Genomic DNA, 18,404 nt, shown 5'->3' on the forward strand with positions numbered 1-18,404 from the left:
GCTGCCAGGCCGGACGAGGCAGCACCCCCGCTCTTGGGCCTTCGCGGGCTGCGAAGGCCCCGCACGGAAGAGGCCCCGCCACCAGCCGGTGGCGAGGCCCACGTCACGGTTCGAGCGCGCGCAGCGGCTAGCCCGCCACCGCCACCGACGGCTCGCCCGAGGGGACGCCGTCCCTTTCCATCTGTTCGGCGATCTTCAGCGCCTCTTCGATGAGGGTCTCCACGATCTTCGACTCGGGCACGGTCTTGATGACCTCGCCCTTGACGAAGATCTGCCCCTTGCCGTTGCCGGACGCGACACCGAGGTCGGCCTCGCGGGCCTCCCCGGGGCCGTTCACGACGCAGCCCATGACGGCGACGCGGAGGGGGACCTCCATGCCGTCGAGGCCCGCCGTGACCTCCTCGGCCAGCTTGTAGACGTCGACCTGGGCGCGGCCGCAGGACGGGCAGGAGACGATCTCCAGGCGGCGCTGCTTGAGGTTCAGCGACTCCAGGATCTGCATGCCGACCTTGACCTCCTCCGCCGGAGGGGCCGACAGGGAGACGCGGATGGTGTCGCCGATGCCCTCGGAGAGCAGCGCCCCGAAGGCGACCGCCGACTTGATCGTGCCCTGGAAGGCCGGACCGGCCTCCGTCACACCGAGGTGCAGCGGATAGTCGCAGGCGGCGGCCAGCTGCCGGTAGGCGTTGACCATCACGACCGGGTCGTTGTGCTTGACCGAGATCTTGATGTCCCGGAAGTCGTGCTCCTCGAAGAGGGACGCCTCCCAGAGGGCCGACTCGACGAGCGCCTCGGGGGTCGCCTTGCCGTACTTCTTGAGAAGACGCGCGTCCAGGGAGCCCGCATTGACGCCGATGCGGATCGGCGTGCCCGTCTCCTTCGCGGCCCGCGCGATCTCCGCGACCTTGTCGTCGAACTGCTTGATGTTGCCGGGGTTCACGCGCACCGCCGCACACCCGGCGTCGATCGCCGCGAAGACGTACTTCGGCTGGAAGTGGATGTCGGCGATCACCGGGATCTGCGACTTCCGCGCAATCGTCGCCAGCGCGTCCGCATCGTCCTGCGTCGGGCAGGCGACCCGCACGATCTGGCAGCCGGACGCCGTCAGCTCGGCGATCTGCTGCAGCGTCGCCCCGATGTCGGACGTACGCGTCGTCGTCATCGACTGCACCGACACCGGTGCGTCCCCGCCGACGGCCACCGTTCCGACCTGGATCTTCCGGCTGACCCTGCGGTCGGCGAGCTTGGTCGGAACGGACGGGATTCCGAGAGAAACGGCAGTCATCTGGCGAGCATCCCCAAGAGTGTGGATCACAGTGTGGATCAAGGTCCCGAGATCGGCGGGCTCCAGGCTTCGAGATTACGGCACCCCACAGGGCGCGGGCACATCACGTCCCGGAGTCCACCCAATAGTGGGCGGCCGGACACATATGGTGCCCGGCCGCCGCAAACTTCTCGTAAACAGGACGTTCTCAGGAAATTCTGACCGGATTCACCACATCCGCAACCAGCACCAGGATCGTGAAGCAGATGAAGATTCCCGCCACTACGTAGGCGACGGGCATCAGCTTCGCCACGTCGAAGGGCCCCGGGTCGGGACGCCTCAGGAGCTTGGCCGCCTTCCGCCGCACCGACTCCCACAGGGCGCCCGCGATGTGACCGCCGTCCAGCGGCAGCAGCGGCAGCATGTTGAAGAGGAACAGCGAGAGGTTGAAGCCCGCCACCAGGAACAGCATCATCGCGATCTGGTTCTCCGGCGGGATGTCCAAGGTGAAGACCTCGCCGCCCACGCGGGCCGCGCCAACGACGCCCATCGGGGAATCCTGCTTGCGGTCGCCGTCCCCGAAGGCCGCATCCCACAGGTCGGGGACCTTGGACGGCAGGGCGATGAGCGACTCGACGCCGTTCTCCATCATGTCGCCCATGCGGTCCACGGAGTCGCCGAAGCCCTGCTGGACGATCCCGGTGGCCGGGGTGAAGCCGAGGAAGCCGGCGTAGACGTACTGCCCTTCCACGTAGCCGCCGTCCCCGTCGGTCTTGCTGACCTGGTTCTTGATGAGGTTGGCGTGCAGGTCCACCCGCTTGCCGTCGCGCTCGACCGTGATGGTGGCCGGGCCGATGGTCTCGCGGATCTTCGACTGGAGCGTGGACCAGTCGTCGACGGGCTGCCCCTGGAAGCCGACGATCTTGTCGCCCAGCTTCAGTCCCGCGGCCTTGGCGGGCGAGGGCTTGTCGCCCTTCTCGCAGGTCGAGCGGTTCTCGCTCTGCTGGATGACGCAGTCGGATACCTTGCCGACCTGGTTCGTCTGCGTACTGATGCCGAACGTCATCATCACGCCGAGGAAGATCGCCACCGCGAGGATCAGGTTCATGAAGGGGCCCGCGAACATCACGATCACGCGCTTCCACGGCTTGCGCGTGTAGAAGAGGCGGGTTTCGTCGCCGGGCTTGAGCTCCTCGAAGGCGGCCGACCGGGCGTCCTCGATCATGCCGCGCCAGGGCGACGTCGAGCGGGCCTCGATCTTGCCGTCCGGGCCCGGCGGGAACATGCCGATCATGCGGATGTAGCCGCCCAGGGGGATGGCCTTGATGCCGTACTCGGTGTCGCCCTTCTTGCGCGAGAAGATCGTCGGGCCGAAGCCGACCATGTACTGCGGCACGCGGATGCCGAACAGCTTGGCGGTCGACAGGTGGCCCAGCTCGTGCCAGGCGATCGAGAACAGCAGTCCGACCGCGAAGACGACTATGCCGAGGATCATCATCAAGGTCGTCATGCGCGGGCCTCCGCGGTCGCCTTCGCCGTCAGTTCACGGGCCCGGGCACGCGCCCAGGTCTCCGCTTCGAGGACGTCCGCGACGGTCAGGGAAGTTCCCGCCGCTCCAATACCGGGGTCACCGTGTTCGGCGACGACCTTCGTGACGGTCTCCATGATCCCGTTGAAGGGCAGGGCGCCGTTCAAGAACGCGTCCACGCACTCCTCGTTGGCGGCATTGAACACCGCCGGGGCCGTGCCCGCGAGCTGCCCCACGTGCCGGGCGAGCCCGACCGACGGAAAAGCGTCGTTGTCGAGCGGGAAGAACTCCCAGCTCGACGCCTTCGTCCAGTCGAACGCGGGGGCCGCGTCCGGGACCCGCTCGGGCCAGCCGACGCCGATGGCGATCGGGCCGCGCATGTCGGGCGGCGTGGCCTGGGCCAGCGTCGAGCCGTCCGTGAACTCGACCATGGAGTGCACGTAGGACTGCGGGTGGACCACGACCTCGATGCGCTCGAACGGGATGTCGTAGAGGAGGTGCGCCTCGATGACTTCCAGGCCCTTGTTGACGAGCGTGGCCGAGTTGACGGTGATGACCGGGCCCATGGCCCAGGTGGGGTGCGCGAGCGCGTCTTCCGGGGTGACGTCGGCCAGTTCGGCCTTCGTACGTCCCCGGAAAGGGCCCCCGGAGGCCGTGACGACCAGCTTGCGCACATCCGCGCGGGTGCCGGCGGCGAGCGCCTGGAAGAGGGCGGCGTGCTCGGAGTCGACGGGGATGATCTGCCCCGGCTTGGCGAGCGCCTTGACCAGGGGGCCGCCGACGATCAGCGACTCCTTGTTGGCGAGCGCGAGCGTGCGGCCCGCTTCGAGGGCGGCGAGGGTGGGCGCGAGCCCGATGGAACCGGTGATGCCGTTCAGGACCGTGTGGCACTCGGACGCGGCGAGCTGCGTGGCCGCGTCGGGCCCGGCGAGGATCTCGGGCAGCGACTCGCCGCCGTACTGCCCCTTGAGCGCCTCACGCAGCGCCGGTACGACGTCCTCGCGGGCCACGGCGACGGTCCGTACCCGCAGCTGCCGCGCCTGCTCGGCGAGCAGGCCGACGCGGCCGCCGGCGGCGGAGAGCGCGGTGACGCGGAAGCGGCCGGGGTTGCGCAGGACGAGGTCGATGGCCTGGGTGCCGATCGACCCCGTCGAGCCGAGGATGACGATGTCCCGCGGGCCGGCTGTGGCCACTGGGACCACGGGGTCGAAGACGAGATGCGGGTCCGCGAGGGGGGCAGGGCTGTCGCTCATGCCCCCATTCTTGCGTGGGCGGCTGTGTGCGGGTGCACTGCGCCCCGATCCGGTCACTCGGTCTCGTGTTCCGGGGCGGGACTGTCGGGGCGAGCGGCGTAGCGGAGGGGCGGGACCGAGGGGATGGCGCCACCTCGGGTGCGTGGGTCGGCGCCCGGGTCGGACTCCGCCACCGCGTCCCTCAGGAAGGGCTCGATGCCGCGTTCCTGGAGTGCGCGGCGCCAGGCCTCCCTGGCCCGGGCGACCTCGTCCTCGCGCCCCGTCCGTGGCTCCGCCTTGGCCGCGGGGAGACCATGGCGCAGTGCGGTGACCACCAGGCCGACCGCGCCGGCCAGCAGTCCCGCGGCGGTGACCGCGCCGAAGAACCACCCGGCACCGATCATGGCGTCGGCGAAGTCTGGCTCCGGGGTGAGCATCTTCAGGACGTACCCGATGAGCAGGAAGATCGCGGCGGCCGTCCCGGCGAGGACGGGCACGAGCACCGCGAAGACGGCGAAGAGCCCACTGCCGCTCTCCATGCGGGCCGGTCCGAGAGCCAGGTGGGCGGAGCCTGAGGCGCCGACTGCCACGGCATCGTCCGGCTGGGCCGGTGACCGCACCTCGCTGCGCACCTTCACGTAGTGGTCGTACTCGGCCGCCGCGGCCGCGGCGATGAGGGCGGACGCGTTCGTCGCCATGGTGCGCAGCTGCTCGGTGTGCACGAACTGCCCCACCGCGGAGAGCTCGGGCCGCTCCGGTGCGCTGCGCAGCACCCCGTCGAGCAGCTGCTCGAAGTCGGCGCGGTCCTCGGCGAGCAGGTGCGGTGCCGTGCGGGACGAAGGAGTCCGCGGAGGGCGGTTCACGGGCGCCGCCTCGGACCGCTGCGGCGCGCTCACGCGGATGCCGAGGAGCGCGGCAAGCACCCGGCGGCCGAGCGGGAGTTCGGCCCTGCGCGGGGCGCCCGTCGGCCGGGCGGAGGCGCGGCCGACGCCGAGCACCGCCGAGGCGATCCTGCGGTTCGTGGAGGGTCGGGTCACAGTGCCGTCCCCTCTCCCTCGGCCGTGGATCCGTGGATGCGGCGGGGCTGCGGCCGGGGCTCGGCCTGCGGTTCCTGGGCCTGAGCGGGCTCAGGCACCACGCTGGGCCGGACGCGCGGCCCGAGCGGCTCGGTCTGCTGCGCCCCGCCCGCCTCGGGCGCGGGCGCCGTCGGCGCACCGGTGACGGCGTCGCTCACCGCCTGGATGCGCCCGAGCTGGGTCAGGATCACCGGGGCCGATACTCCGACGACGAACGCCGCGTACGCGCCGCTGATCTGGCCGGTGGTGCCGAAGAGCACGGCGGCACCGGCGCCCATCCCGCTGTGGATGACGGCTGCGGCGGTATCGGCCACGGGGTCGAAGTGGTCCCGGAATCGCGGCGGTTGGGGCTCCTGCCCGGCGGCAGGTGCCTGCCGGTGTTCGCGGCGCGCCGCCTGCCAGTCGAGTACGCAGTTGTAGGCGTCGAGCACTCCGCGCAGCACGCCCCCCGCCGCCCCCAGCAGGATGAGCATCGGCACGTCCACGGCATCCCCCGGCGGTACGGCGGCGGGACTCCGGTTCCAGAAGTCCGCCGCACGAGCGTAGGGCCGGGGGCTGCCGCAGAGGAAGGGCCGTGGCGTGCTCCGCGATCAGCGGATGGGACGGTGGACGTTCTCCCGTTTCGTCGGGCCGGGGGTGGCGTCCGCGATCCAGGGGCCTTCGCCGCTGGGGTCGACGACGCCGGACTCCAGCCAGGTGTACGTACCGGAGAGGACGCCCTTGACGACCTTGCGGTCGATGTCGTCGGTGTTGGTCCACAGGCGGTCGAAGAGCTCGTCGACGCGGATGCGGGACTGGCGGCAGAAGGTGTCGGCCAGCTGGTAGGCCTCGCGGCCGTGGTCCTCCGTGGTGCGCAGGAGTTCCGCGCGTACGCAGGCGGCGCTCATCGCGAAGAGTTCGGCGCCGATGTCGACCACGCGGCCCAGGAAGCCCTGCTTGGTCTCCATTTTTCCCTGCCAGCGTGACATCGCGTAGAAGGTCGAGCGGGCCAGCTTGCGGGCGTTGCGTTCTACGTAGCGCAGATGGCCGGACAGGTCCGCGTGGCCGCTGGGGTGGAACTCGGCGTACGAGCGCGGGAGTTGACCCGCTCCGGTCACCAGTTTCGGCAGCCAGCGTGCGTAGAAGCCGCCTGCCTTGGCGCCCGCCTTCGCCTTGTCGGACAGGGACTTGTCCGGGTCGATCAGGTCGCCCGCGACCTTCAGGTGCGCGTCCACGGCCTCGCGGGCGATCAGCAGGTGCATGATCTCCGTCGAGCCCTCGAAGATGCGGTTGATGCGCAGGTCGCGCAGGACCTGTTCGGCCGGGACCGCGCGTTCCCCGCGGGCGGCGAGGGACTCGGCCGTCTCGAAGCCGCGGCCGCCACGGATCTGGACGAGTTCGTCCGCCATCAGACAGCCCATCTCCGAGCCGTACAGCTTGGCGAGGGCGGCCTCGATGCGGATGTCGTTGCGGTCCTCGTCGGCCATCTGCGAGGAGAGATCGAGTACGGCTTCCAGGGCGAAGGTCGTCGCCGCGATGAAGGAGATCTTCGCGCCGACCGCCTCGTGGAACGCGACCGGCTTGCCCCACTGCTCGCGCGCCCCCGACCACTCGCGGGCGATCTTCAGGCACCATTTGCCGGCGCCGACGCACATCGCGGGGAGCGAAAGCCGTCCGGTGTTGAGGGTCGTCAGGGCGATCTTCAGGCCCGCGCCCTCGGGGCCGATGCGGTGCGCCGCGGGCACGCGGACCTGGTGGAAGCGGGTGACACCGTTCTCAAGCCCTCGCAGCCCCATGAAGGCGTTGCGGTTCTCGACCGTGATGCCGTCCGACCCGGCCTCGACGACGAAGGCGGTGATGCCGCCCTTGTGGCCATCGGACTTCGGCACCCGCGCCATGACCACGAGCAGGTCGGCGACGACGCCGTTCGTGGTCCACAGCTTCACGCCGTCCAGGACGTAATCGTCGCCGTCCGGGACGGCCGCCATCGCCATGCGCGCCGGGTCGGAGCCGACGTCCGGCTCGGTCAGCAGGAACGCGCTGATGTCCGTGCGGGCGCAGCGCGGCAGGAACTCGTCCTTCTGCTCCTGGGTGCCGAACTGCTTCAGCGGCTGCGGTACGCCGATCGACTGGTGGGCGGAGAGCAGCGCGCCGATCGAGGGGCTGGCGGAGCCGACGAGGGCCAGGGCCTTGTTGTAGTAGACCTGCGTGAGGCCGAGCCCGCCGTACTTCGTGTCGATCTTCATGCCGAGCGCGCCGAGCTCCTTGAGCCCGTTGATCACCTCGTCGGGGATCTGCGCCTCGCGCTCGATGCGGGCCGAGTCGATCTTCGTCTCGCAGAAGTCGCGGAGCTTGGCCAGAAACTCCTCGCCGCGCTCGGCGTCCTCGTCCGCGGGCAGCGGGTGCGGGTGGATCAGGTCGAGCCGGAAGCGGCCCAGGAAGAGTTCCTTGGCGAAGCTGGGCTTGCGCCAGTCCTGCTCGCGAGCGGCCTCGGCGACCTGCCGGGCCTCGCGCTCGCTGACGGACGGTTTGGGGGTTGGTGCGGACATGAGGAGCTCACCTCGCCGCGGAGTGGGGGCGGTCGGTGCCGATGGACCGATCTCGACCCGGTCGGTTACTGACTGGTGCTACTCGATCGTATGGATCGTATGTACCCGATTCGCCCGAACCCCACCAGCCCTCGCGCAGCGTTTGGCCGCACAGCGTCCGCACCGCGTCCGCTCCGCGGACCCGGACACGAGAACGGCCGGAGCCCCCGCACAGTGGGCTCCGGCCGTCCGGTTCGTGAAGTGCCTTGCTTCGTGAAGTGCCTTACAGGGCGAGGCCCGTCAGGACCATGACCCGCTCGTACGTGTAGTCGTCCATCGCGAACGCCACGCCCTCGCGGCCCACGCCGGACTGCTTGACGCCGCCGTACGGCATCTGGTCGGCGCGGTAGGACGGGGCGTCACCGATGACCACGCCGCCGACCTCGAGGTCGCGGTGGGCGCGGAAGGCGGTCTGCAGGTCGTGCGTGAAGACGCCCGCCTGGAGGCCGTACTTGGAGTCGTTGACGGCGGCGAACGCCTCCGCCTCGCCGTCCACCTTCTTGAGGGTGAGGACGGGGCCGAAGACCTCCTCGCAGGCCAGGGTCACGTCGGCCGGTACGTCGGCGAGCACGGTCGGCGCGTACGCGGCGCCGTCCCGCTTGCCGCCCGCGAGGAGCTTCGCGCCCGCGTTGACGGCCTCTTCGACCCAGGCCTCCACGCGCTTGGCGGCGTCCTCGTTGACCAGCGGGCCGACCTCGGTGGCCGGGTCCGACGGGTCGCCGGTGACCTGGGCCTCGACGGCCTTCACGACGCGCGGCACGAGACGGTCGTAGACGGACGCGTCGGCGATGACCCGCTGCACCGAGATGCAGGACTGGCCGCCCTGGTAGTTGGAGAACGTCGCGATGCGCGAGGCGGCCCAGTCCAGGTCCTCGTCCGAGGAGAAGTCGTCCAGGACGACGGCCGCGCCGTTGCCGCCCAGCTCCAGGGTGCAGTGCTTGCGCGGCACCGAGTCCATGATCGCGTAGCCGACCTTGTCGGAGCCGGTGAAGGAGATGACCGGCATGCGCTCGTCCTGGACCAGGGCGGGCATCTTGTCGTTGGCGACGGGGAGCACGGACCAGGAACCGGCCGGGAGGTCGGTCTCGGCGAGCAGTTCGCCGATGAGGAGTCCGGACAGCGGCGTCGCGGGCGCCGGCTTCAGGATGATCGGCGCGCCGACGGCGATGGCCGGGGCGATCTTGTGCGCGCAGAGGTTCAGCGGGAAGTTGAACGGCGCGATGCCGAGGACGACGCCCTTGGGGAAGCGGCGGGTCAGGGCGAGGCGGCCCTGGCCGCCGGCGTCGGTGTCCAGGCGCTGGGCCTCGCCGCCGTTGAACCGGCGGGCCTCCTCCGCGGCGAACCGGAACACGGAGACCGCGCGGCCGACCTCGCCGCGGGCCCACTTGATCGGCTTGCCGTTCTCCGCGGAGATCAGCTGGGCGATCTCCTCCGTGCGCTCGACCAGGCGGTTCGACACGTGGGAGAGGGCCGCGGCGCGTACGTGGGCCGGGGTCGCTGCGAACTCGTCGCGCACGGCGTACGCGGCGGCGACGGCCTCCTCGACCTGGGCGTCGGTCGGGACGGCCGCCTTGCCGACGAGCCGCCCGTCCCAGGGCGATGTGACGTCGAGAGTGGTCTCACCGGTGGTCTGGCGACCGGCGAGCCAGAAGGCGTGGATGGAAGTCATGTCGATTCCCGGCCCTTCCGCGAAAGGTGTGTCTTGGGGGGTACGTTCCCCACCGTAGGGGCGGTAAGGGTGCGGGGCGTTTGTCCGACGCGGCACGTTGGACACTGGGTCTGCGCCGCTTTGGCAGGGGCGGGGGGCTTGCGAAGCAGTGCCGGGGTGAGACGACACGCGACGGGGCCCGTAAGGGCTACTCCGTGCCGCTCGACGTCGCCTTCAGCGAGAGCCACAGCTCCATCCGGACGTCCGGGTCGTCCAGGCTGCGCCCGAGGATCTCCTCGACCCTCCGCATCCGGTAGCGCAGCGTATGCCGGTGGACGCCGAGGTCCGCCGCCGCCGCGTCCCACTGGCCGTGCCGGGACAGCCAGGCCCGCAGCGAGGCGATCAGGTCGCCCCGGCCGGTGGCGTCGTGCTCGTACAGCGCACGCAGGAGCCCGTCGGCGAACGCCCGCACCGCGTCGTCGGCGAGGAGGGGAAGGACGGAGCCCGCCGCGAGCTCCTCGTGCTCGACCAGCGTGCGGCCCCGCCGCCGGGCCACGGACAGCGCCTGGTCTGCCTGCTTGTACGCCGTGGCCGCCGCGATCGGTCCGGCGGGCGCGGAGAGCCCCATCAGGAGCGACGCGTCGTCGCCCGCGCCCTGCTCGCGCACCTCCGAGCGGCCGGACTCCAGCTGCTCCGCGTACGCGACGCAGGCCGCCGCCCCTGCCCCGCCGTCCACGACGAGGAGCACGAGCCGCTCGCCGTAAGGCACGACGAGGAGCGCCTCGCCGGCGCGCGCGGCGGCCGATTCGACGGCGTCGGTGAGCCCGGCCAGCGGGTCGCCGCCCTCGGGGGCGGAGGCCGGCACTTCAGCCATGACGAGGCGGAACGGGGCGTCAAGGAGCCCCCCGTACAGCTCCCCCGCCACGGTCCGCGCGTGATCCGGCTCCCCGGCGAGCAGCATCCTCAGCACCGCAGCCCCGATCCGCGCCTCGGCGGCGTGCAGCGAGCGGTTCCGCTCCGTGGTGAGGGTGAGGAGCGCTATCGCGGAGTGCAGCGCGTACCGCTCGGCGGTGCCGAGGGTGGACGCCGTGCCGACGGCGAGCGCGGCGCGCGGCCGCCGCCCGGTGCCGATCGAGTGCAGCTCCACGCGGTCCTCCGTGCCGGCGACGACCGCGCTCGCGGGGGCCGTCCGGTCCCGCAGCCGCTCGACGTCGGAGGTGAGGCGGGCGGCCCTGCGGGACGCCCACTCCGGTGCCGTGGCGACGACGGCACCGGACGCGTCGTACAGCGCGGCCCAGCCGTCCACCTGCCCGGCCAGCGCGGCGAGCAGCCCCTCGGGGCCGTCGCTCAGCGCTTGCTTGGTCAGCTCGCGCTGGGCCGCGAAGCCCGCCGTCACCGCGCGGTACTGGTCGGCGGCGATCGCGGCCGACACGGCCTTGCTGATGGCGAGGAACGGCGTGCGCCGAGGCACCTCGATGAGCGGAAGCCCCTCACCCTCCGCGGCATCGACCAGCGCCTGCGGAATGTCGTCGTAGTGCACGCCGACCGCGAAGCCGAGCCCGACGACACCGGCAGCCGCAAGCCGCTTCACATAGCGGCGCATCGCGTCGGGATCCTCCGCGTCCAGCTTGAGCGCGGTGATCAGGAGGAGCTCGCCGCCCTCCATGTAGGGCACGGGATCGGTGAGCTCACTGGCATGCGCCCAGCGCACGGGGGCATCCAGATGCTCCTCGCCCGCGCGCACGGTGAGCTTGAGCGCGGAGTGATGGACCAACGAGGCGAGCGTGGGCGGCATGGGACCTTCAGGTCGGGTCAGTGGCAGGTCTGGGTGTCGACGACGTCGGGCGAGACGGCACCCGCCCGGTCCGTACATCGCATCCCGGACGAGATGTGGATCTTTTGGCCGCTACGTATGAACGACCTGTGTCGATTCTGCCTCACCGTACGGTACGTACGGGACCGATTACCCAGTACGTACATCCCTACCTACGCCCTGCCGACTAACCCCGGAGGTCCACGAGGAGCGGCGGGGCGTGCTCGCCGCGCACATCGGTGAGCGAGAGCACGGCGTGGCCGGGAGGCAGGGCGTGGGCGAGGTCGGAGGCGGACCAGCGCTCGCGCTCGACCTTGCGCACGGTGACGGCGTCGGTCGTGACCGCCTTGCCGGTGACGAGCTTGCGCAGCGAGTGCAGCGCCCGCGTCATCGGCTGATCGGCGAAGACGGTGTGCTGTGCGACTTCCTTCGTCTCGATCCACTCGGTGCCCCAGGCCTCGGTGAACCGACGACCGTCCCAGGTCGTCACGCCGGAGAAGGCCATCCGGCAGCCGACCGCCGCAAAGAGCGGCCCCTGGAGCGGCTCCGGTACCTCGCCGATGGTGCGCAGACCGAGCACGACGCCCGCGTTCAGCGACCGCAGCCGCTGGATGGCGCGCACGCTCTCGGTGGTGAGGGTGCGCGCGGCGTCGTCGAGGATCAGACAGGCGAAGTGCGGCCGCCGGGCACGGCCGCGGACGACGTACGTGAACTGAGCGAGCAGCAGTCGGGCAAGCAGCCTCGACGCCTCCTCGTGTCCGTGCTCGGGCAGATCCACTCTGACCCGGAGCGGGTGGTGGACGACGGCGCGCATGGAGAAGGGGCGTCCCTCGCCGCCGGGGTTGAAGAAGTCGGCGAAAGCGGGCCGGTCGAGCAGGGCGAGCCGGTCGGCCAGGGCGGGGCCCGGGTCGCCCGGAGAGCCGGACTGACGGATACGGGCGTCGAGTTCGCGGCGCATGGCCGTGTGCTCGCCCGTGGCGAGGCCCGCCTGGAGGGCGGCGAGGCCGACGGGGTCCCCTTCGAGCAGTTCGCGCAGCACGGGGACGGAGGGGAAGCCTCCGTGGAGGACCCGGTAGGGGCCGAGCAGTTGCGCGAGAGTGGTGGCGGCGCGCCGCGTCTCGACGGCCTCGAGGTCGCCGACCAACGCTTCGGCGAGGAAGGCCGCGGCCTCGTCCGCGTCGGCGCAGTCCGCGTACAGGTCGATGTCGTGGACGGACGCCGGATCGCCCGGCTTGACCACGACGTCGTACGCGTCGTCGGCACCGAGCTCCGTGCCCGCCGAGCCCACGGCGACGACGGCGCACTGCCCCGTGAGGGCGCCCAGGGCGAGCGACTCGACCACCGGACGCATGAGCCGTCCGGTCTTGCCCGCTCCGGACGGACCCACAGCAAGCAGGGAGGTGCCGAGCACGGCGGGATCGAGCGCGGCGGCGGCGTTGCGTACGGCGTAGGGGTTGCGCTCGTCCTTGGCGTAGCGGCCGATCCTGACCTGGCCGGTGAGCACGTCGTGGACGGCTGTGCGAGCGGGCAGGTCACGCCGGCCGGAGGGGTGGGCCCAGGCGGCGCGGCCGTGCCGGGCGACCGTGTCCACGAAGGCGGCGAGAGCCCCCGGGTCGGGGGTGGCCGTGCGCCAGGCGTGGGCCACGCGGGCGCAGTCGACGTCGTTCATGCGTCCGCCGACCAGTTCGGTGGAGAGCAGATCAGCGGCCTTGTCGTGTCCCGCCTCGCGCAGTTTGGGCCAGTGGGCGCGCGTGGCGTCGTCGGCGGGGCGCGGCGGCGCGGCGGGCGTCCGCTCCTTCACGGCCCTGGCGTCGCGGACCGCCTGCCACCACCCTCCGATCCGCACGAAGGGCCACAGCACGGCGAGGGTGATCAGGACGTACAGGGCGTCGGTGAGCAGGCGCGATTCGAATACTTCGTACCCACCCGCGACGAGCGCGACCAGTGAGAAGACGGGGTCGGCCACGGGCAGCGCCCGCGCGTCGAGCCCGAGGGCGCTCGGCCAGACGAAGACCAGGACACCAACCGCCGCGACGGAGGCGAGCACGGCACGGGCCGGTTGCGGGCGCCGCACCACGAAGTGCTGGATCGCGTCCGGCCAGGCGCCAAGCCGACCGACGGTGTACAGCACCGCGCCGAAGACCACCCCGTCGTAGACGATCCGGGCGTCCTCGGCCTGCCACGCCTTGGGAGTGGCGCTGCCGGCCCACCACCAGTCGCCCGGCGTGAACAGCTTCAGCGGGGCCCACTGATAGGGGATGCTGCCCTGCCGCCACAGCGACCAGAACAGCAGACCGAGCAGGGCGGAGATCACTATGCCGACGATCAGTCGCCGATCGGCGCCTTCGCCATCGGCCTCGGGCGCCGGAGGCCGGTAGGCGTAGCGCCAGAGGCCCGGAGCCACCTCGGGGCGCGGCGCGGCGAGCCATTCGGCGACGGATGTGGCGCTGTCGGCGCCGGGCGCCTGCCGGGGCATCGGCGGCGCGGCGGGCACCCGTGGCGGAGGACCGGCCGCGGCACCGGACGGAGGCACCGCCGGCCGCGGCACCGGTGTGGCGTGCGTGCCGCGTGCGTCGTATGTGCCGTCGGAGTCCATGCCCCTTGCCCCCTGACCTGCCGCTCTGCTGTTCCGCGGGTCAATCTAGTGCCCCCGCAGGGGGAGTTCACCGGATACGCGGCCGGGCCTGCGGGAATGGGGCGGCGCGAGCTGGGCCGCACGCCTCTGTCCCGCTACGGTCGTCCGATGGCCGATCACAAGGACCACGACGACATGGCTGTCGGAACGCGAGAGCACGCTCCGATCGCCACCCCCTGACCCCACCGGGCGGGCCGCTATGTCCACCACGGACAACCGCCACGCCCAACAACTCCCCCGTGGAGCATGACCGCCCCCGGTCCGCGGCCCTAACCTGCGAAGAAAGCAACAGTGCGTCCGTAACGCCCCCACCCCCAGGAGCCCTCCATGACCGAAATTCCGCAGGAGCGCCGCGTCGTCACCGCCATTCCCGGGCCGAAGTCCCAGGAGCTGCAGGCCCGCCGGACCGCCACGGTCGCCGGTGGGGTGGGTTCGGTGCTGCCCGTGTTCGCGGCGCGCGCCGGTGGCGGCATCATCGAGGACGTAGACGGGAACCGCTTCATCGACTTCGGCTCCGGCATCGCCGTGACGTCGGTCGGTGCGAGCGCCGAGGCCGTCGTGCGCCGCGCGACCGCGCAGCTCGCCGACTTCACCCACACCTGTTTCATGGTCACGCCGTACGAGGGGTACGTCGCCGTCGCCGAGCAGCTCGCGGAGCTGACGCCGGGTGACCACGCGAAGAAGTCCGCGCTCTTCAACTCCGGCGCCGAGGCCGTCGAGAACGCCGTCAAGATCGCCCGTGCGCACACCAAGCGCCAGGCCGTCGTCGTCTTCGACCACGGCTACCACGGCCGGACCAACCTCACGATGGCGCTGACCAGCAAGAACATGCCGTACAAGAACGGCTTCGGGCCGTTCGCGCCCGAGGTCTACCGCGTACCGGTGGCCTACGGCTACCGCTGGCCGACGGGCGAGGAGAACGCCGGTCCCGAGGCCGCCAAGCAGGCCATCGACCAGATCACCAAGCAGGTCGGCGCGGACAACGTCGCCGCGATCATCATCGAGCCGGTGCTCGGCGAGGGCGGCTTCATCGAGCCCGCGAAGGGCTTCCTGCCCGCGATCGTGCAGTTCGCCAACGACAACGGCATCGTCTTCGTCGCCGACGAGATCCAGTCCGGCTTCTGCCGCACCGGTCAGTGGTTCGCCTGTGAGGACGAGGGCATCGTCCCGGACCTGATCACCACGGCGAAGGGCATTGCCGGTGGTCTGCCGCTCGCTGCCGTCACCGGGCGCGCCGAGATCATGGACGCCGCGCACGCCGGCGGCCTCGGCGGCACCTACGGCGGCAACCCGGTGGCCTGCGCCGGTGCGCTCGGTGCCATCGAGACGATGAAGGAGCTCGACCTCAACGGCAAGGCCAAGGCGATCGAGGCGACGATGAAGTCGCGCCTCGCCGCCATCGCGGAGAAGTACGACGTCGTCGGCGACATCCGCGGCCGTGGCGCCATGATCGCCATCGAGCTGGTCAAGGACCGCACCACCAAGGAGCCGAACCCGGAGGCGACCGCCGCGCTGGCCAAGGCCTGCCACGCCGAGGGCCTGCTCGTCCTCACCTGTGGCACGTACGGCAACGTGCTGCGCTTCCTGCCGCCGCTGGTGATCGGCGACGACCTCCTCAACGAGGGCCTGGACATCATCGAGGCGGCGTTCGCCGGCATCTGACGCGGGGAGTCGGCCACGGCCGTCATCCATAGCGCTCAAGGGAGCCGGGATCACCCCAAAGCGGGAAGATCCCGGCTCCGTATGTATCCGCACATGCCCTGACGTGTGTGTACCTCGCGCGGTGAGAGAGCCATGACCTGGGGTGACGGGCAGGGCGTGTGAAGAACGTGTGCGGGGCCCATGACGGGTTGCCGTTCCGCCTGTCGGCCCGTCACCACCTGACGTACGGTTTCTGCAGATGAGAGAAACACCCCGCCCACAGGGGACTGTGGGCGACACCGGGACGGAGCCTCCCCAGCCCCGTCTTGGTCGTGCCATCGCGCACACACCCGGAGCTTCTGGCTCCGGAACTCCTCACCGATCGGATGGCCGCACGCCCCAAACCCCCCGGGGCGCGCGGTTCGCCGATCAGCCCGGCCACTTCGGAACTACCCCCCCTGTTCCGAGGTGGCCGGCCATTTTTATTTCCCTCTGTGCGCTGTTCCTCGCGCTCGTCACCTGGCAGGTGATCGCCGAAGGACCCCTCCTCGACGCGGACCAGCGGCTCAGCCCCTGGATCACCGGAAGCAGGCTCCCGGACGGCGCCGCCGAGTTCCTCGCCGACCTCGGTGGCGTGGCGGTCGCCGGACCCGTGCTCGGTGCCGTCGTCGTCTGGACCGCCTGGCGGGGCAGGCTCGACGGCGTCTTCCGCTGGTGGCTCGCCCCGGTGACCGCCACCGTGGCGATGGTGGCGATCCCGGCGCTCGTGATCCCGCTCAAGGTCCTCATCGACCGCACCGGACCGCCCGGCATGGACGGCAGCGGCTACTACCCTTCGGGCCACACCGCCACCGCCGTGGTCGCCTACGGCGGGGCGGCGCTGCTCCTGCTTCCGTATCTGCGAAGCACGTACGGACGTCGTGAACTGGTCATCGCCTGTGCCCTGTTGAACTTCGGGGTCGGGCTCGGTCTTGTGCGGCGCGGGTACCACTGGCCGCTGGACGTCGTGGCCAGTTGGCTGCTGTTCGGGATGGTGCTGCAGGTGATGGTGGTCGTGGTCACGCGCTACGGGACGCGGACGCCTCAACCGAAGTAGGCGTCGAAGTTCTTCGAGAACTCCCAGTTGTTGTGGCGGTCCCAGTTGATCGACCACGTCATGAGGCCGCGCAGCGCCGGCCAGGTGCCGTGCGTCGCGTACGCACCGCAGTCGGTGCCCTTGGTGAGGCAGTTCAGGGCCTTGTTGACCTCGGTGGTCGGCACATGGCCGTTGCCCGCATTGGTGGAGGCCGGCATGCCGATGGCCACCTTCTCCGGGGGCAGGGCGGGGAAGACATTGTCGGTGTCGCCCGCCACCGGGAAGCCGGTGAGCAGCATGTCGGTCATGGCGATGTGGAAGTCGGCGCCGCCCATGGAGTGGTACTGGTTGTCCAGGCCCATGATCGGCCCCGAGTTGTAGTCCTGGACGTGCAGCAGGGTGAGGTCGTCGCGCAGGGCGTGGATGACCGGGAGGTACGCGCCCGCGCGCGGGTCCTGGCCGCCCCATTTGCCGGTGCCGTAGTACTGGTAGCCGAGCTGGACGAAGAAGGTCTCCGGCGCCATGGTCAGCGTGAAGCCGCTGCCGTACTTGGACTTGAGGGTCCTCACCGCGGAGATGAGGTTCACGATCGACGGGGTCGTCGGGTTCTTGAAGTCCGTGTCGTCGGCGTTCAGGGAGAGGGAGTGGCCCTCGAAGTCGATGTCCAGGCCGTCGAGTCCGTACTCGTCGATGATCGCGGAGACGGACGACACGAAGGTGTCGCGGGCCTGTGTGGTGGTGAGCTGCACCTGGCCGTTCTGGCCGCCGATGGAGATCAGGACCTTCTTGCCCGCCGCCTGCTTGGCCTTGATCGCGGCCTTGAACTCGTCCTTGGTCTCCACGTTCGGGCACTCGGTCTGCGGGCAGAGACTGAAGCGGATGTCGCCCGATGTGGCGGACGTCGGCTCGCCGAAGGCGAGGTCGATGATGTCCCAGCTGTCGGGGGTGTCCGCGAGCCGGGTGTATCCGGAGCCGTTGGCGAAGCTGGTGTGCAGATAGCCGACGAGGGCGTGGTCGGCGGCGGCCTTCGGTCGTGCGGTGTCCGCTGCAGCGGACATGGCAGGAAGGCCGGACGCGGCGAGCGCGCAGGAGGCGGCCGCGGCCACGGTGAGACGTCTCAGGGAATGGGAACGGGAACGCAACACGGAACGATCCACAACTGCCTCCGGGCATGGGGGGATTGGAGGGCGGGTGCGCTTAATTTGGTCCAGACCAATAAGGCTGTCAAGACCTTCAACCACTCCTGTGCCGCTGCGGCACTCCCCTGACCGGGACTACTGACTCCCCCCTCCCCCCTCCTGCCCCTCCCGGGCGAGACCCGCCGCCGCCTCGTGCATCGCGAGTTCCAGCAGCGCCGGATCGGTCAGGGTGCCCGAACCGTCCGGCAGGATCAGCCAGCGCGCCGCGCCGCTGGCCCGCCCGGGATAGGGCACGACGATCCAGGTGCCGCGGCCCGCGCCGCGGATGCCCGTACCGATCCAGCGGGCGACCGTGCCCGCCGGGACGAAGAACCCCATGCGGGCGTCGCCGAAGTCGGCGAGCACGGGTCCTGGGCGGTCGATGCAGCGGGTGAGCACGTCAAGCGTGGGGTAGCCGAGTTCGCCGGGCAGGATGAGTACGTCCCAGAGCCTGCCCGCCGGCAGCAGCGCGACCCCGAGGGGATTTCGCTCCCACTCCCAGCGGCAGGCTTCCGGATCCGGCGCCACCGACACCAGCCATTCGACCGCCGACTTCGTCCTTGAGGCATTCATGGCGGGACCTCCCTCTTCCTCTGCGCCAGCTGTGCCTGTCACAGGCGAGAGGGGGTCGGGGGCGGAGCATTACGCGGGTTTCGGCTACCAGTTGGTAGTGCGACGGGGCGGGTGTGGGGGGGGGGGGGGGCGCGGGCCGCCGACCACACCCCCCACCCCCCCCCGCAGCCCCCG

12 protein-coding genes and 1 pseudogene are annotated in these 18,404 nt (G+C 71.0%); 2 read left to right on the forward strand and 11 right to left on the reverse strand.

Annotated features, from left to right (window positions below; translation table 11 throughout):
- Positions 1 to 127: 127 nt before the first annotated feature.
- From ispG to AB0O76_RS36060, 9 genes are all read right to left on the reverse strand, one after another.
- Positions 128 to 1,285 carry a flavodoxin-dependent (E)-4-hydroxy-3-methylbut-2-enyl-diphosphate synthase gene (gene ispG, locus AB0O76_RS36020; protein WP_365500471.1) on the reverse strand — a complete coding sequence of 386 codons (1,158 nt, stop codon included), beginning with the start codon at positions 1,283 to 1,285 and terminating at the stop codon, positions 128 to 130.
- A 187-nt stretch (positions 1,286 to 1,472) separates the two neighbouring features.
- On the reverse strand, positions 1,473 to 2,774 hold the full coding sequence (locus tag AB0O76_RS36025; RefSeq protein ID WP_365500474.1) for a site-2 protease family protein: 1,302 nt from the start codon (positions 2,772 to 2,774) through the stop codon (positions 1,473 to 1,475).
- A complete protein-coding gene (gene dxr / locus AB0O76_RS36030; RefSeq protein ID WP_365500477.1) occupies positions 2,771 to 4,045 on the reverse strand; it encodes a 1-deoxy-D-xylulose-5-phosphate reductoisomerase in 1,275 nt (424 codons plus the stop codon). Before dxr ends, AB0O76_RS36025 begins: the two co-directional genes overlap by 4 nt.
- A 53-nt stretch (positions 4,046 to 4,098) precedes the next feature.
- A complete protein-coding gene (locus AB0O76_RS36035) occupies positions 4,099 to 5,061 on the reverse strand; it encodes a hypothetical protein (protein ID WP_365500480.1) in 963 nt (320 codons plus the stop codon).
- Entirely contained in the window at positions 5,058 to 5,573 is a 516-nt protein-coding gene (locus AB0O76_RS36040) for a hypothetical protein (RefSeq protein ID WP_365500579.1), read from the reverse strand. The genes AB0O76_RS36035 and AB0O76_RS36040 overlap by 4 nt, the downstream gene beginning before the upstream one ends.
- 117 nt (positions 5,574 to 5,690) lie before the next feature.
- On the reverse strand, positions 5,691 to 7,628 hold the full coding sequence (locus AB0O76_RS36045; RefSeq protein WP_365500483.1) for an acyl-CoA dehydrogenase family protein: 1,938 nt from the start codon (positions 7,626 to 7,628) through the stop codon (positions 5,691 to 5,693).
- 262 nt (positions 7,629 to 7,890) lie between these two features.
- Positions 7,891 to 9,336 carry an aldehyde dehydrogenase family protein gene (locus AB0O76_RS36050; protein WP_365500486.1) on the reverse strand — a complete coding sequence of 482 codons (1,446 nt, stop codon included), beginning with the start codon at positions 9,334 to 9,336 and terminating at the stop codon, positions 7,891 to 7,893.
- A gap of 187 nt (positions 9,337 to 9,523) precedes the next feature.
- Entirely contained in the window at positions 9,524 to 11,110 is a 1,587-nt protein-coding gene (locus AB0O76_RS36055; protein WP_365500489.1) for a PucR family transcriptional regulator, read from the reverse strand.
- Positions 11,111 to 11,315: 205 nt separating this feature from the next.
- Positions 11,316 to 13,724 (reverse strand): ATP/GTP-binding protein, encoded by a 2,409-nt coding sequence (locus AB0O76_RS36060; RefSeq protein WP_365500492.1) that lies wholly within the window; start codon positions 13,722 to 13,724, stop codon positions 11,316 to 11,318.
- Positions 13,725 to 14,090: 366 nt separating this feature from the next.
- On the opposite strand from AB0O76_RS36060, the gene gabT reads away from it, so the two are divergent.
- The gene (gene gabT, locus AB0O76_RS36065) at positions 14,091 to 15,425 is read left to right on the forward strand and encodes a 4-aminobutyrate--2-oxoglutarate transaminase (protein ID WP_365500495.1); all 1,335 of its coding nucleotides are present in this window, start codon (positions 14,091 to 14,093) and stop codon (positions 15,423 to 15,425) included.
- 505 nt (positions 15,426 to 15,930) lie between these two features.
- A complete protein-coding gene (locus tag AB0O76_RS36070) occupies positions 15,931 to 16,500 on the forward strand; it encodes a phosphatase PAP2 family protein (protein ID WP_365500498.1) in 570 nt (189 codons plus the stop codon).
- Here the strand turns inward: AB0O76_RS36070 and AB0O76_RS36075 are convergent.
- Positions 16,488 to 17,492: pseudogene (locus tag AB0O76_RS36075) on the reverse strand (chitinase); the annotation flags it as partial. The gene AB0O76_RS36070 and the pseudogene AB0O76_RS36075 overlap by 13 nt on opposite strands.
- A 261-nt stretch (positions 17,493 to 17,753) precedes the next feature.
- A complete protein-coding gene (locus AB0O76_RS36080; RefSeq protein WP_365500501.1) occupies positions 17,754 to 18,230 on the reverse strand; it encodes a hypothetical protein in 477 nt (158 codons plus the stop codon).
- Between the last annotated feature and the right edge of the window lie 174 nt (positions 18,231 to 18,404).

It is taken from the genome of Streptomyces sp. NPDC086554, from assembly GCF_040686095.1.
Lineage (GTDB): Bacteria > Actinomycetota > Actinomycetes > Streptomycetales > Streptomycetaceae > Streptomyces.